Raw genomic sequence first — 14,959 nt, forward strand, 5'->3', positions numbered from 1 at the left:
TTTCAATTTGATTTGCGTCAAGTGTGAATATCTGCCGCAGGTGTAGTGTTTGCTCCGACTCATTTTCTGAACAACTGCCAGCACCGGTTTTTCTTCCGGCAGTTGTTTACTGTCCGGAGAAAAATCATGTCTCTTATGAAAAAAGCCTTGGTCGCAGCCATTGCCGCTGCAGTTGCAGCCCCCAGTGCCATGGCCTGCACTAGTGTAATGGTAGGTAAGAATGTCTCTGAATCTGGCGCAATCATGCTGTCAAGAAACGAAGACTTCATCTCAAATAACTGGGCCAAGCACATGGTTATTTACCCGGCCCGCACTTACAAAAAAGGTGACACAATCACCCTTTCCAATGGTCTGACCGTACCTGCTCCCGCCAAAGCCCTGCGCTACACGGCCATGATTGACTGGGATAATACTTCCTACGACATACCAAACAATGGCAAGGTTTTTGAAGAACGCGGTGTTAACGAGCTGAACGTTGCCATGTCTGCCACCAACAGTGCGGAAGGCAATGAGAAAGCCCTGAAAGCTGACCCTCTGATCGAAGACGGCATTATTGAACAGAACATGGTTGGCCTGGTGTTAAGTGAAGCCACTTCTGCACGCAACGCGGTCGAGATTCTGGGCCGTTATATTGAGAAATACGGAGCAGGTGAAACCAACGGTATTCAGTTCGCAGACCAGAATGAAGCCTGGTATATGGAAACCGGTGGCGGCCATCAGTGGATTGCTGTGCGTATTCCTGATGACAAATACCTGGTTATCGCCAACGGTCTGCGTATTCATGGTGTCGACCTGGACAGCAAAGATGTTATGCATGTCGAAGGCCTGTTCGACATGGTCAAGAAGAACAAACTGCTAGATAATCCTGACCGCAAGAGCTTTAACTTTGCCAAGGCGTTCGGTGTACCCGGCGATATCTACAATACTGACCGCGAGTGGCTGAGTCAGAAAATGCTGACACCATCCCTGAAACAGGAATCTCGCCAGGATCAGTACCCACTGTTCCTGTCCCCCGACAAGAAGATCGGAGTTGATGAAGTGGCTGCGGTTCTGCGGGCTGACTATAACGGCACCGAACTGGAAAATATTGCTCCACGTCCCAGCGGAGTTGACCGCAACGCTGAAGCTCACATCATTGAGATGTATGGCAACATGCCCAAGGAGCTGACTGCCGTTATCTGGCAGACTCCCAGTGCCGTCAATTACAGTCCGTTTATTCCTTTCTATAACGTGATGGAAAAGGTGCCGGCTGAATATGCCATGGGTACAGACAGCTATGATGATCAGTCTGCCTGGTGGAACTTCCGTGCCCTTGGCGCTCTTGCATCCAAAAATGTTCAGGAAGGTAAGTACCGCCCCGTTGTTGAAAAGGTCTGGAATGATCTGGAGCACCGGTTTATTGCTTCACAGCCTTACATGAACAGTATGTTGAAAGATATGTACAAGAAAGATTCCAAGTTGGCTGTCAGCTTCGCCAGTGATTACTCCAATGGTATTCTGCAAACCTCTCTCAACAAGGCGACTGAGCTCAAATCTGCCCTGATGACAGATCTGACCCGCAGTACTGAGAAGAAATACAGTCCGGAAGAGTTTGAAAAGATTTCAAACCTGTAAAAATTAATAACTAACCAGGGTTCAGTTGGTCCATGTCTGAACAATTGAACCCTGATTTCCCTGGTTAAACTAACATTGCTGTTACTGCGCTCATCAACGCGCATTCTATGCAGCTTTCTTTGGTACTTTGATAGCCCAGCTCTTTGGGAACCCCGGCTTCCTTGCCATGAACGGAGGTATAGACAAAGTTTCGAACCATATCCGGATCTTCCGAACTTGGTGGAACTGGAGGAACATTCATTGACATATCAATAGCAACTGTTTCTTTGGTCGATAGAGTTATTTGCGGCTTCCGGTCTGTATTTTTCAATTAACCCATGGCAGAAATTACCAAGGCAATTGTCAGGCGGGCCAATCAAAACTAAGATAGCCCGACTAAAAGAGAATAATTACAAGCCCGACTCTGCAAACAGCAGAAAGAATAATAATCCAGTGAGGCAGTAAGCAATGAGTGAGCTGAAAGACGCTGGAATTCTGGTCCGAATGGCCCATCAGGGGTTTCTAAATGCGGGTATTGATACCAGCGCTATCTACAAGCGTTGCGGCATTACACGTCGCCATATAGAAGATCGTCAAATCAGAACTCCACACCAGGCCCAGGCTCTGTTCTGGCAGGCAGCTGAAGATGTAACCGGTGACAGACTGATAGGCCTACACCTCGGCGAAAAAATGCCGGTGTTCGGTGGCCAGGTTATTGAATACCTGTTTCTCAGCAGCCCAACATTCGAAGAAGGTCTGAAACGCGCCCTGAACTACCAGCGTTTACTGAGCGATGCGGTTATGGCGCACCTGGATCTCTCTCAAAATACTTGCCGTTTCATTATTGGCGGAACCCGGGAAAGCAAGAACCTGAACCATCTGGCTGATGCTATTCTGATCAGCGCATTACGATTCTTCAAAAACATCACTCAAGAGCAGTTTGAACCCCTCAAGATCTATATCTGGCATCGGGGTTATGATGTCGATCACGAGTATTCAAGAGCCTTCGGTTGTCCGGTGATTTTCAATGCCCCTTACAACGCCATTGAGTTTGATACCCGGATTTTGAAATTCCGCTCCTCCCATGCCGAACCAGAGCTGATGAAGGCCCATGAGATGCTGGCATCGGAACAGATTGCTCGCTTGAAAAAGCAGGATATCGTGACCAAGGCTGAGCGTATTATCGGGGAAATACTGGATTCCGGTGATGTCACCCTGGATACAGTTTCCGAACGAATGAATATGACTGCACGGTCACTGCGCAGCCGACTGGGAGAGACCGGAACCAGCTTTAACCAGATTCTGTCCCACTACCGCTGCAACCTTGCCAAACAGTTACTGGCAAGAACCAATGAGTCCATTGATGAAATTGTCTTTCTGACCGGTTTCTCCGAACCCAGTACCTTCTATCGTGCTTTTAAGCGCTGGACCGGACAAACCCCTGTCGAATATCGCAAGCAGAAAAAAGCCAGCCACCAGATGGAACCGACTTGTTGATAAGGACTTGTTTAGTTGATAAGAGTTAGTTGAAGGCTGATCACGCTCCCAGCAGAGACTGACCACACACCCGGACAATATTGCCATTCACTCCAGTGGAAGCTGGAGATGCGAAGAAGGCTATGGTTTCCGCTACATCCTTGGGCAACCCACCCTGAGACAGAGAGTTCATACGACGCCCGACTTCCCGGGTCATCATGGGAATAGCAGCTGTCATCTGGGTTTCAATAAAGCCGGGGGCCACCGCATTTATAGTGATATTCTTCTCTGCCAGTATCGGAGCCATGGCCTGAACATATCCAATAACACCAGCCTTGGAAGCTGAATAATTGGTCTGCCCGAAATTACCGGCAATACCACTCATGGAGGAGACACAGACAATACGTCCATTGTTGTTGATAACATTTCTGGACAGCAGCTCTTCGTTAATTCTTTCCTCTGAAGCCAGATTGATATCGATAACCATATCCCACCATTCAGGCTTCATCTTGGCCAGCGTTTTATCGCGGGTTACACCAGCGTTATGAACCACAACATCAACGCCACCAATTTCCTCAAGAGCATCAGCAATCACTTTGGGGGCATCGGGTGCGGTTATATCTACAGCGATGGATGATCCATTCAAGCGGGTTGCTACCTTATCAAGCTGGGCTTTGGCCTGTGGAATATCGAGGCAGACAACCTTCGCTCCATCTCTGGCCATCACTTCAGCAATTGATTCTCCAATTCCTCTGGATGCACCGGTCACCAGAACGACTTTGCTATCGAGCGGTCTGGTCCAGTCAAGTGATTCGGGGTTGGCTGCAGTCGTAACTCGAATCACCTGTGCTGAAACATAAGCAGATTTGGGAGAGAGGCAGAAACGCAGAGCAGACTCTAAATGGGCTTCCGCACCGGAACAGACATAAATCAGCTGAACAGTTGTTCCCTTTTTGCCAACTTCCTTGGCAAGGCTTCTGGTGAAACCTTCCAGTGCCCGCATGGCTGAAGCTTTGGAAACATCACTGCACTCATCCATTGGCCTTCCCAGCACAATAATTCGCCCGGAATTTTCCATTTTGCGAACAACGGGGCTGAAGAAGGTATGCAACTCCCGCAGAGATGTCGTGCTGTCTATTCCTGTTGCATCAAAGACCAGCCCTTTAAACCGGGTAGCATCCTCCCCGCCGGTGCTGATCTGAACAGCCTTTCGTCCATGCTGCTCTGCTGCCCGGCAGATATCGGAGGCCGTAACAGCACTGGCCTGACAACAAATCTGTGCAGCTTCAGAAGCTGCCAGTGTCTGCATGACCACATCAGAAAGCTTTGATCCGGAAGCCATGCCAAACAGAACCTTACCTTTAATAAAATCCTTATCCACCTGCTTCTGTCGATCCAGCTTAACGGGAGTTGGAAGGCCAAGGGCACTGAACAGGCTTTTGCCGAAGGGGGAGGTAGCAATCTTCTGGTATCTGTCTGACATCTTGGGTAATTCTCGTATGTATTTATTCTTAGTGGCTCCATTCTAGCTGCGGCTATTGCAACAGAACAGTACGAGAAGAGAATTGACTGACTGAAAGGGAGACTGGTCAAAACAGCCAATGTCGGTAAAATCCGACTATAAACTTCCACCACACAATAAATTCAATCAGGAAGGGCTATGAACCAGACCGTCAGAAGGGTTGCTATCATCGGGAGTAACCGGATTCCTTTCGCCCGCTCCAATACTGTTTATTCCCATGCCAGCAATCAGGATATGCTGACTGCAGCACTGAATGGTCTGATTAACCGTTACAACCTTCAGGGCGAGAGAATGGGCGAAGTTGTTGCCGGTGCCGTACTGAAACACTCCCGCGACTTCAATCTGACCAGAGAAGCTGTTCTCAGTACTGCTCTTGATCCCCATACTCCCTGTTACGATATCCAGCAGGCTTGTGGAACAGGTCTGGAAGCAGCCATTCTTGTCGCCAACAAAATAGCCTTGGGGCAGATTGACTGCGGTATTGCCGGAGGTTCTGATACCACCTCAGATGCCCCCATCGGAGTCAGCGAAGGGATGCGCCAGATTCTTCTGGATTTGAATCGCTGCAAAACCAATGGTCAACGCCTGAAAGTGCTCGCCCGCCTGCGCCCAAAACATCTGGTGCCAAACGTTCCGTCCAATGGTGAACCACGTACCAGGCTTTCCATGGGCGGACATACTGAAATTACCGCCAAGGAATGGAAAATCCCACGGGAAGAACAGGACCAGATGGCCCTTGAAAGTCACCAGAAGCTTCATCAGGCCTACCAGGATGGCTTTAATGATGACTTGGTTACACCGTATCTTGGCCTGGAACAGGACAACACCCTGCGTCCTGATTCTACTATCGAGAAGCTGTCCAGCCTGAAACCTGCCTTTGATAAAAAGAGTGGTCAGGGAACCCTGACTGCGGCCAACAGCTCCAACCTGACCGATGGTGCCTCCTTTGTTCTGCTTGCCAGTGAAGAGTGGGCCAATGAACGTAATCTTCCTGTCCGCGCTTATCTAACATTCTGTGAAACAGCTGCAGTCGACTTTTTCGGTAAAAGCTCCAATGAGAAGGAAGGGTTGTTGCTGGCACCAGCCTACGCTGTGCCGAAAATGCTGGATAAGGCTGGGCTCAACTTACAGGATTTCGATTTCTATGAAATCCACGAAGCGTTTGCAGCACAGGTTCTGGCAACACTTAAGGCCTGGGAAAGTGAAGAGTTCTGTAAAAACAAACTCGGAAGAGATAAACCGCTTGGTTCTATAGATCGCAGCAAGCTGAATGTAAATGGTGGCTCACTGGCAACGGGCCATCCCTTTGCGGCTACGGGTGGACGGATTATTGGAACACTGGCCAAACTTCTTGAGCAGAAAGGATCGGGGCGGGGTTTGATATCTATTTGTGCTGCTGGCGGCCTTGGAGTCACAGCCATTCTGGAAAGATAACCGTCTAGGGTGAATTGATGTGCCGCCGTCTTATATAGATAGCGGCAAATCACAGGTTTTGACCACGCCAGGAGCAGGATCACTGAACTGGGCATGTGTGCACTGTACGCTGTTAGTAAACTCTGAGTTATACCCGGTCTCACGGTATTCCAACTCCAGAACTTCAGTGCCTGCAGGAAACTGATAAATAACCGAATATTAGGTGTACGGAGATATGGTCTGCAGGTAATCATAAATTATCTTATGACAGCTTCTCCTGCGCCCTCAGAAGACGCCTCCTGGTTTCCCCCAGCCACGCTTCGCAAAGACTTTTCAACAACGTTAAGAAACTTGAAGTATCATATTTTGTTCTATCTGCCATAAAAAAAGCAGGGAGTGGGGATAATGAAAGAACAGGTTTTGGACTCTTTACCGTCGATGCTGGGGCTTTATATTAAAGCTGCAAGGAAAAAAGGGCATACCGGGGAATGGCCTGAACTGAGCGTGACTATTCCGGGAGTCCGGGCTGACTCTGCAGTGATCAGAAACTATGAAAAGGTTTGCCGCTTTCCCAAAAGCCGTTTTCTTCCTCCCACACTGCTTCATATCCTGTCATTTCCCCTGCAGATGGAACTGGTGACACATCCCTCCATGCCTTTAAAGCCCATGGGAATGGTGCATGTACGAAATACGATTCGCCAGTACCGGCCTGTAGAAAAAGGCGAGCTTCTTCATATCGAGTGCACTCTGGGGGAATGCAGATCTGTTGAAGTGGGCCTGGAGTTTGATGTCTTTGTGCGTATTCATGCTGGTGGTGAGTTGGTATGGGAAAGCGAGAGCACAAACCTGAGCCGCCAAAAACCTTCTGGTGGAAACAAAAAGAAAGCAGAACCACCGGAGAATCTTGGCATTGTGCAAACCTGGGCGCTTCCATCCAGCCTCGGGCGAAAATACGGAGCCGTATCCGGTGATCGTAACCCTATCCATCTGTGGCCCATGACCGCCCGCATGCTTGGTTTTAAGCGACATATTATCCATGGAATGTGGTCAAAAGCTCGTTGTCTTGCCGCCTTGATGCCTGAAGTGGGTGAAAAACCTTTTGAATTTTCGGTGAGTTTTAAAACGCCGGTTTATCTTCCTTCACGGGTTGAGTTCAGTCATGAGTCATGTGAAGAAGGCATTACCATGCTGCTAAGATCCCCATCTGGCAGACCACATCTGACAGGAGATATTCGTTTTTTGTGAATTGATTACGGTATAATCCCCTGCTTTTTGAGCGAAGCTGCAGGATGAATCAGGACGAGTACTGGATACGCGAAGCTCTCGCGCTGGCCGAATTAGGTGCTGCAGTGGGGGAAGTGCCCGTTGGGGCTCTGGTTGTTTATAACAACCAGATTGTCGGTCGGGGATATAACAGCCCGATAGGGCGCAATAATCCGGTTGCCCATGCTGAAATTCTTGCGATTCAGGATGCGGCCAAAACTCTGGGCAATTACCGTCTGCTGGACTGCGACCTTTATGTGACCCTTGAGCCTTGTGGTATGTGTGCAGGAGCCATGGTTCATAGCCGTATTCGTCGACTGATTTATGGGGCAACAGAGCCTAAAGCCGGGGCTGTGATCAGTCAGGATCGGGCTCTGGAGCGAAGCAGTCTGAATCACTTTGTTGAAATAACTGGCGGTGTTTTAACTGAAGAGTGTTCAACCATGCTATCCGCCTTTTTCAAAAAGCGGCGTCAGCAGAAGAAAGAACAGAGACGGCAGCAGCAACTGCTGGATCAAGTGGGCAGTGATTAAAGGACGGGGTGTCCATTACCATTACTGGCAACTATATGCCTGTCATTCTCTGACTGGGCTGCCAGAATATGACGGTAGTAGCGCTTGATATTGTCGACATAGCGTACAGGCTCAGAGCCGTTGGCATAGCCATAGCGGGCCTGCTTGTGCCACAGCGGGTTCTCAAGCATCAACAGGCAGTTTCTAACATCATTCCACGCGTTTGGATTCAAACCGTGGCGTCGCGCAAGATCCCGGGCATCGTACAGGTGGCCGATACCAACGTTATAAGCTGCCAGAGCCATCCAGGTTCTGTCAGCTCCTACAATCGTTTCAGGAAGACGATGCCGGAGCTGCTGCAGGTAGCGAACTCCGCCACGAACACTCTGCTCAGCATCCAGACGGTTGCGAATACCCATCTCTTTGGCCGTTGGCAGGGTCAGCATCATCATGCCTCTGACTCCGGTAGGAGATTTGGCCTTGGGGTGCCAGTGTGATTCCTGGTAACTGATGGCAGCAACAAGATGCCAGTCAATGGCATGTTCACCGGCCACGGTGCGGAACAGGTTCTTGTACTTGGGCAGACGCCGGGACATATGCGTTTCCAGGCTGAAAGCTTCCCCCGCTGACAGAGGCTTCTCTGCTTCAGCCATATCCCTTTTATATTCTTCAGACATTTCAGGGACAAGGTTTTCCAGCAGGAAGTATTCCCATTCCAGTCTTACAAGATGGTTGGTTCTTTTTGCGGACGCTTCCAGAAGCAGGTTGTTACAGCAGGCCTGTTCTGGCGCTTTCGAGTCAGTCGGAGCAGTGATAACCGCCATAACCAGAGCCAGAGTCAGCCCCATGCCCAGACATGCAGCCCAAGGGGATGGCTGCTTTCTGGCTGGTTTGTAACTGGCTGTGGTCATCGCTTCCATGTCGATATCCTGTTTTTGTCCTGTTACATCTTTGGACAGTAAGGATTCAGTCTGGTTGCTCATACTTACGTCTTAGCCATATGCCTTCGGCTTTTCGCTGGAGAGGGCATGGATATGGCTGTATTATGTTGCCCGTCCGCCAACCAACTAGAACTTCAAGGATCATAACTCTTATGGAGATTCTTTGCGGTACCCCCGCTCTCTCCCCGTTTCGCTCATCAAAATTACTGAACACCCTGAAGCAGCTGGTTCCTGGTGTCACCGGCCTTTACGCCGAGTATCTCCATTTTGCAGACCTGACTGCACCTCTTTCCGGTGACAGCCGAACTGTTCTGGAGCAGTTGCTGCAGTATGGCCCCCGCCGTATTAGACAAAAGCCCAAGGGCGTGCTGTTTCTGGTCACTCCCCGGCCTGGAACCATTTCACCCTGGTCCAGCAAAGCAAAAGATATAGCCCGGAATTGCGGAGTCGGCGAGATTCATCGTCTGGAAAGAGGCATTGCCTATCACGTGGAAAGCTCTGTATCCCTGTCGGAATCCGAGCAGGCACAGATAGCAGCTCAGCTCCACGACCGAATGACAGAAGTTGTGCTTGGCTCTCCCGGAGATGCCAGCCAGCTGTTTACGGAAGCCGAACCAACTCCCCTGGTACGCGTGCCTCTTATCGAAGAAGGACGTGATGCTTTGGTCGAAGCCAACCGTAACCTCGGACTGGCACTGGCTGAAGACGAAATTGATTATCTGCTGGAAAGCTTTATAGCCCTTGGTCGCAACCCCAGTGATGTCGAGCTGATGATGTTTGCCCAGGCTAACTCTGAGCACTGCCGACATAAAATTTTCAATGCTTCCTGGGATATTGATGGTCAGGTTCAGGATAAATCCCTGTTTGCCATGATTCGCAACACCCATGAGATGAATGCTGAGGGTGTGCTGTCAGCTTATAAAGATAATGCTTCGGTTATTAAAGGCTGGAAAGGTGGCCGCTTCTTCCCTGATCCGCAGAACCGCAGTTATAGCTACACCGAAGAGGATATTCATATCCTGATGAAGGTGGAAACCCATAACCATCCCACAGCCATAGCGCCATGGCCGGGTGCTTCTACCGGGTCAGGTGGTGAAATCCGGGATGAAGGGGCAACCGGCAGAGGTGGTAAACCCAAAGCGGGTTTAACTGGTTTTACTGTTTCCAATCTGAATATTCCTGATTACAGCCAGCCCTGGGAGCAGGATTACGGTAAGCCCGACCGGATCGTCTCCGCTTTGGATATCATGATTGATGGCCCGCTAGGTGGCGCTGGTTTTAATAATGAATTCGGGCGTCCCAACCTGTGCGGCTATTTCCGTACTTACGAGCAGGAAGTGACTGGTCCTTCCGGCAGGGAAGTTCGTGGTTACCATAAGCCGATAATGATTGCTGGTGGACTGGGAAATATCCGTGAACAGCATGTTGAAAAAGGTGAGTATCCCGCAGGCTCACAGCTGATTGTCCTCGGCGGTCCGGCCATGCAGATTGGCCTTGGTGGTGGAGCCGCATCTTCCATGGCATCCAGCTGTGGGCAGGAAGATCTCGACTTTGCTTCCGTTCAGCGTGATAACCCCGAGATGGAGCGCCGCTGCCAGGAGGTGATAGATCAGTGCTGGCAGCTGGGCGAGAAGAACCCTCTGCTCTTTATTCATGATGTCGGTGCCGGTGGTCTCTCCAATGCCTTGCCTGAGCTTATCAGCGACGGTGGCCGTGGCGGACAGTTCGAGCTGCGCAAGGTTCTCAATGACGAACCGGGCATGAGCCCGCTGGCGCTGTGGTGTAACGAATCCCAGGAACGTTATGTCATGGCTGTGGCACCGGTAGATTTGCCGGTGTTTGAGGCCATCTGCCAGCGCGAACGATGCCCTTATGCCGTGGTGGGTGAAGCGACTGAAGAGCAGACGCTGATCGTCAATGACGAGCACTTTGATAATCTTCCGGTGGATATGCCGCTGGAAGTGCTGCTTGGTAAGCCACCCCGTATGCATCGTTCTGTTGAGCGCAAAGGCTTTGAAGTCAAGCCGTTTGATCCTGCCGATCTCGATCTGAAAGAGGCTGGTGATCGAATTCTGCGGTTGCCAGCTGTAGCAAGCAAAAGCTTTTTGATCACTATTGGTGACCGCACGATTACCGGCCAGGTTTGCCGTGACCAGATGGTCGGTCCTTGGCAGGTTCCGGTTGCAGACAGTGCTGTCACCACCAGCAGTTACACATCAACCACCGGTGAAGCCATGGCTATGGGTGAAAGAACACCCGTGGCTCTGCTTGATGCTCCGGCATCCGGTCGAATGGCTGTTGCAGAATCCATTACCAATATTGCCAGCGCCCGTATACAGAACCTGTCGGATATTCGTTTGTCGGCTAACTGGATGGCTGCTGCCGGTCATCCCGGTGAAGATGAAAGACTGTACGACACGGTTAAGGCTGTGGGTATGGAGCTTTGTCCTGAGCTGGGAATCACTATTCCTGTTGGTAAGGATTCCATGTCCATGCGTACAACATGGAAGGATGGTGAGCAGGATAAAGCCGTTACCTCACCGCTGTCGCTGATTATCTCCGCTTTTGCACCTGTAACAAATGTACGTCAGTGTGTTACGCCACAGCTGCGTACTGATCAAGGTGATACGTCCCTGATTCTTATTGATCTTGGGCGTGGCCGTAACCGGATGGGTGGTTCTGCACTTGCACAGGTATACAGTGAACTGGGTGCCAAGCCAGCAGATGTTGATGAGCCTCAGGATTTGAAATCATTCTTCCAGGCTATTCAACAGTTTCTGGGTGAAGAGAAAATTCTGGCTTATCACGATCGCTCCGATGGTGGTCTGTTTGTCACGTTGCTGGAAATGGCTTTTGCCGGGCGTACAGGTTTTACTGTCTCTTTAGATAAGGTGGCAGAGAACCGTGGAGAGCTGGCCTCGGTACTGTTTAATGAGGAACTGGGCGCTGTTATCCAGGTTCGCAAAAAAGACAAAAGGCATGTTAAAGACTGCCTTGCCAGTTATGGGCTGTCTGGCTGTACCCATACCCTTGGTTCCCTGGCTGATGCCCAGAAGATCAAGTTCAAATTCAATGATGATGTGGTGCTCAAGGGTAACCGGATTCGTTACCAGCGTATCTGGTCGGAAACCAGCTATCGCATCCAGGCGCTGCGGGATAACGCCAAATGTGCCCAGCAGGAGTTTGATAATCTTCTGGATGATAAAGATCCTGGCCTGCATGCCCAGGTCAACTGGAATATTAACAAGGATATTGCTGCTCCACTGATTGCCACCGGGGTCAGACCGAAAGTTGCCATTCTGCGGGAGCAGGGCGTTAACGGCCATGTGGAAATGGCGGCAGCTTTTGACCGGGCTGGTTTCGAAGCTGTTGATGTCCATATGAATGACCTGATGGAAGGGCATCGTAATCTGGAAGAGTTCCGTGGGCTGGTGGCCTGTGGTGGTTTCTCCTATGGAGATGTCCTGGGGGCAGGAGAAGGCTGGGCCAAGTCCATCCTGTTCCATAACCGGGTTCGATCTGAATTTGAAAACTTCTTCCTGAACCGGGATACCTTCACCCTTGGCGTCTGTAATGGTTGCCAGATGCTCTCTACTTTACGTGAGTTAATTCCGGGAACCGATCACTGGCCAAGGTTTGTCCGTAACAACTCGGAGCAGTTTGAAGCTCGGGTGGCCATGGTGCAGGTGCAGAAGAGTCCATCCATTTTCCTGCAGGGAATGGCAGGTGCCAGACTGCCAGTCGCTGTGGCTCACGGGGAAGGCATGGCCGAGTTTGCCGGTATTGATGACCGAGTGGCTGTCACCACGGAAGGGCAGGTGGCTCTGCGGTATGTTGATAACCATGGCTCTATTACCGAGCGCTATCCCTTCAACCCTAACGGATCACCGGATGGAATCACTGGACTGGCCAGTGCCGATGGGCGGGTAACAATAATGATGCCCCATCCAGAGCGTGTGTTCAGGACGGTTCAGAACTCCTGGCACCCGGATAACTGGGAAGAGGATGCCCCCTGGATGAGTATGTTCCGGAATGCCCGGGTCTGGGTTGGATAACGTGTGACTGAGATATAAGAATCCCGGCATTATGCCGGGATTCTTATATTTGTCGTGTTATTCGGTTACCTGAAAAATTGAACCTACACTGAGAAAAGGTGCCAAACAGGGGGGGGATGCCTGTTTTGTCCTTATGGATTCGGGCTGACTCAGGCCCATAATTTCGTAACAGTGGAGGTTAATAATGAAGTTTCTTCATATTCCCGCCTTTTTAATCATGCTTCCGGTGCTGCTCCTGACCGGGGGCTGTATGTCTGATATGACAGGAACCAACTATGACCGGGGTGAAGCTCGCACCCTGCAGAGTGTCCAGTTTGGAGAGATTGTTGATATCGAAAACGTAAAACTGGAAGGCTCCAAGTCTGGTGTTGGAACTGTTGCGGGTGCTGCAGTTGGTGGTCTTGCCGGTTCTAAAGTAGGTCATGGCCGGGGCAGTGCAGTAGCTGCTATTGCTGGTGCCGTTGCCGGTGGCGTTCTTGGGAATGCCGCTGAGAACAAGATCACAGAAGGCACTGGTCTGAACATTACTGTTCGTCTGGATAACGGAAACCATGTTTCTGTTGTACAGCAGCTGGAAAAAGGCAACAGCTTCAGAGTCGGCGACCGGGTTAGAGTGCTGACCCAGGGCCGTACTGCCCGCGTGGTTCATTCTGCGCACTAAAAGCCTGTGATGTACTTCCATCCGGAAGTACATCTTTCCCTCTCTGCCCTTGTGGTAACTTCCTCTCCCCCCTTACACTTCCTACTTTGGAAATATTCATAACGGGCTGTGCTATGACAAAAGAAACACGACTGGCAGTAGGGATCGTCGCGGGTGTGTTAGTAATTGTTGCTGGCTGGTTATGGCTTGGGCAGGGAGAAGATCCTGTACAGGATGATCTGCAGGAGCTTTCCAGCCTTGAGCAGCCAGCTGTTCCTGCCTATGAAGAATACACTGATCCGGATGATGGCAAGGATCTTGAGCTGGATGACCAGTCTGGGGATGTGACCCAGATTATTGTCCGCACCGGAGCCACAACTGACGATAATGTTGAGATTGAACAGGTTCTTGCCAACAAGGTTGTGATTGATGGCGAGGTTGTTCAGCATCCCGGGGAGTAAAACATTGAACGGCCTGATTGATCCTGCTGACCTTGCTGGCAGGCTGGAGCTATCCAACCTGCGAATATTTGATACCCGTTTCAGTCTTCAGAATGTTGATGAAGGGCGGGAACTTTATTCACAGGAGCATATTCCCGGGGCAATTTATGCTGATTTGGAAAAAGACCTGTCTGGAGAGATCATTGCCGGGAGAACTGGCCGCCATCCACTACCACCACTGGATGATTTTATTGCCCGGCTGCAGCACTGGGGAATCACTGAAAGCACTCAGATAGTTATTTATGATGAAGGCAGCCATGCCATGGCATCGCGTTTATGGTGGATGCTGGCGGTGTGGCTGGGTCATAAGCATGTCAGTATTGTTCATGGTGGCCTTGCATCCTGGAAAGACCTTGGGCTTCCTGTGACACGACTGGTTCCGGAATACTTACCGTCAACATATGCGCCAGTCTGTGATGACACCGCAACGGTAACGACCCAGGACGTTTTCTCTTCGTTGGGAAGCCTGGGTGTCTGCCTTCTCGATGCTCGTGGGGAAGCACGTTTTCGAGGCGAGGAAGAACCCATTGATACGGTGGCAGGGCATATTCCTGGTGCATTCTGTCTACCGTTTGCAGAGAATCTGGATGGAAGTAGCCGTTTTCTGGATAAAGACCGCCTGAATGATCGTTTTGCTTTCTGTCAGGATAAGCAGGTTATCTGCTATTGCGGATCTGGTGTCACAGCCTGCCATAATATATTTGCCATGTATCTTGTCGGCATGAAAATGCCAAAGCTATATTCTGGTTCCTGGAGTGAGTGGATTCTGGATCATGATCTTCCAGTGGCTACAGGCCAGTAACTGCCTCAGGTGACTGGGGTAATATTCTGATATGACAAAACTCCTTATTGATATTTCTGATACGGAATGGAATCTTGGGCAGTAAACATTCGGTGAACCCGTTTGCTGAGCTCGCAATCCCTTGGTACCAGAGGAGTTCTTTTTTTGGTACGAAGTAACCATGTTGCTACAGCCCTTGAAAACTGGGGATATGACATGGGTTCACCGAATACTTACTTCGAGGATTTTCCGAAGTTGCTAAA

General features: G+C 50.4%; 12 protein-coding genes. 9 read left to right on the forward strand and 3 right to left on the reverse strand.

The window, feature by feature from the left end:
• Nucleotides 1-126 precede the first annotated feature (126 nt).
• Entirely contained in the window at nt 127-1,614 is a 1,488-nt protein-coding gene (locus tag M3P05_RS06510; RefSeq protein ID WP_249698644.1) for a C69 family dipeptidase, read from the forward strand.
• Between the two features lie 64 nt (nt 1,615-1,678).
• Here the strand turns inward: M3P05_RS06510 and M3P05_RS06515 are convergent, their stop codons facing one another.
• Nucleotides 1,679-1,924 (reverse strand): hypothetical protein, encoded by a 246-nt coding sequence (locus M3P05_RS06515; protein ID WP_249698645.1) that lies wholly within the window; start codon nt 1,922-1,924, stop codon nt 1,679-1,681.
• A gap of 137 nt (nt 1,925-2,061) precedes the next feature.
• Here M3P05_RS06515 and M3P05_RS06520 point away from each other — a divergent pair, with 137 nt between their 5' ends.
• A complete protein-coding gene (locus M3P05_RS06520; protein ID WP_249698646.1) occupies nt 2,062-3,090 on the forward strand; it encodes an AraC family transcriptional regulator in 1,029 nt (342 codons plus the stop codon).
• Nucleotides 3,091-3,130: 40 nt separating this feature from the next.
• On the opposite strand, the gene M3P05_RS06525 is transcribed toward M3P05_RS06520, so the two are convergent.
• Nucleotides 3,131-4,552 (reverse strand): 3-oxoacyl-ACP reductase, encoded by a 1,422-nt coding sequence (locus M3P05_RS06525; protein ID WP_249698647.1) that lies wholly within the window; start codon nt 4,550-4,552, stop codon nt 3,131-3,133.
• Between the two features lie 177 nt (nt 4,553-4,729).
• Between M3P05_RS06525 and M3P05_RS06530 the strand changes: the two genes are divergently transcribed.
• The 3 genes from M3P05_RS06530 to tadA all read left to right on the forward strand — a co-directional run bounded on the left by M3P05_RS06530 (nt 4,730) and on the right by tadA (nt 7,800).
• Complete coding sequence (locus tag M3P05_RS06530; protein ID WP_249698648.1) at nt 4,730-6,025, forward strand: acetyl-CoA C-acetyltransferase; 1,296 nt, start codon at nt 4,730-4,732, stop codon at nt 6,023-6,025.
• A gap of 384 nt (nt 6,026-6,409) precedes the next feature.
• Nucleotides 6,410-7,249, forward strand: coding sequence for a MaoC family dehydratase (locus tag M3P05_RS06535; RefSeq protein ID WP_249698649.1), 840 nt, complete (start codon nt 6,410-6,412; stop codon nt 7,247-7,249).
• Nucleotides 7,250-7,293: 44 nt separating this feature from the next.
• On the forward strand, nt 7,294-7,800 hold the full coding sequence (gene tadA / locus M3P05_RS06540; protein WP_249698650.1) for a tRNA adenosine(34) deaminase TadA: 507 nt from the start codon (nt 7,294-7,296) through the stop codon (nt 7,798-7,800).
• On the opposite strand, the gene M3P05_RS06545 is transcribed toward tadA, so the two are convergent.
• The gene (locus tag M3P05_RS06545; RefSeq protein WP_249698651.1) at nt 7,797-8,762 is read right to left on the reverse strand and encodes a transglycosylase SLT domain-containing protein; all 966 of its coding nucleotides are present in this window, start codon (nt 8,760-8,762) and stop codon (nt 7,797-7,799) included. The two genes, tadA and M3P05_RS06545, sit on opposite strands and share 4 nt — an antisense overlap.
• Nucleotides 8,763-8,872: 110 nt before the next feature.
• Here M3P05_RS06545 and purL point away from each other — a divergent pair, with 110 nt between their 5' ends.
• The 4 genes from purL (at nt 8,873) to M3P05_RS06565 (ending at nt 14,717) form a co-directional block, all read left to right on the forward strand.
• Nucleotides 8,873-12,775 carry a phosphoribosylformylglycinamidine synthase gene (gene purL, locus M3P05_RS06550; RefSeq protein WP_249698652.1) on the forward strand — a complete coding sequence of 1,301 codons (3,903 nt, stop codon included), beginning with the start codon at nt 8,873-8,875 and terminating at the stop codon, nt 12,773-12,775.
• A 184-nt stretch (nt 12,776-12,959) separates the two neighbouring features.
• Nucleotides 12,960-13,436: an outer membrane lipoprotein gene (locus tag M3P05_RS06555; protein WP_249698654.1), complete on the forward strand. Its 477-nt coding sequence runs from the start codon at nt 12,960-12,962 to the stop codon at nt 13,434-13,436.
• Nucleotides 13,437-13,549: 113 nt separating this feature from the next.
• Nucleotides 13,550-13,876 carry a hypothetical protein gene (locus M3P05_RS06560; RefSeq protein WP_249698655.1) on the forward strand — a complete coding sequence of 109 codons (327 nt, stop codon included), beginning with the start codon at nt 13,550-13,552 and terminating at the stop codon, nt 13,874-13,876.
• 4 nt (nt 13,877-13,880) lie between these two features.
• Entirely contained in the window at nt 13,881-14,717 is an 837-nt protein-coding gene (locus M3P05_RS06565) for a sulfurtransferase (protein WP_249698656.1), read from the forward strand.
• Nucleotides 14,718-14,959 lie beyond the last annotated feature (242 nt).

It is taken from the genome of Parendozoicomonas callyspongiae (assembly GCF_023502345.1).
Classification (GTDB): Bacteria; Pseudomonadota; Gammaproteobacteria; order Pseudomonadales; family Endozoicomonadaceae; genus Sansalvadorimonas; species Sansalvadorimonas callyspongiae.

Excerpts from the sequence above, each read along its gene's own strand:
- M3P05_RS06510 (WP_249698644.1), top strand. The coding sequence starts at position 127 with ATGTCTCTTATGAAAAAAGCCTTGGTCGCAGCCATTGCCGCTGCAGTT.
- M3P05_RS06520 (WP_249698646.1), top strand. The coding sequence starts at position 2,062 with ATGAGTGAGCTGAAAGACGCTGGAATTCTGGTCCGAATGGCCCATCAG.
- M3P05_RS06525 (WP_249698647.1), bottom strand. The coding sequence starts at position 4,552 with ATGTCAGACAGATACCAGAAGATTGCTACCTCCCCCTTCGGCAAAAGC.
- M3P05_RS06530 (WP_249698648.1), top strand. The coding sequence starts at position 4,730 with ATGAACCAGACCGTCAGAAGGGTTGCTATCATCGGGAGTAACCGGATT.
- M3P05_RS06535 (WP_249698649.1), top strand. The coding sequence starts at position 6,410 with ATGAAAGAACAGGTTTTGGACTCTTTACCGTCGATGCTGGGGCTTTAT.
- tadA (WP_249698650.1), top strand. The coding sequence starts at position 7,294 with ATGAATCAGGACGAGTACTGGATACGCGAAGCTCTCGCGCTGGCCGAA.
- M3P05_RS06545 (WP_249698651.1), bottom strand. The coding sequence starts at position 8,762 with ATGAGCAACCAGACTGAATCCTTACTGTCCAAAGATGTAACAGGACAA.
- purL (WP_249698652.1), top strand. The coding sequence starts at position 8,873 with ATGGAGATTCTTTGCGGTACCCCCGCTCTCTCCCCGTTTCGCTCATCA.
- M3P05_RS06555 (WP_249698654.1), top strand. The coding sequence starts at position 12,960 with ATGAAGTTTCTTCATATTCCCGCCTTTTTAATCATGCTTCCGGTGCTG.
- M3P05_RS06560 (WP_249698655.1), top strand. The coding sequence starts at position 13,550 with ATGACAAAAGAAACACGACTGGCAGTAGGGATCGTCGCGGGTGTGTTA.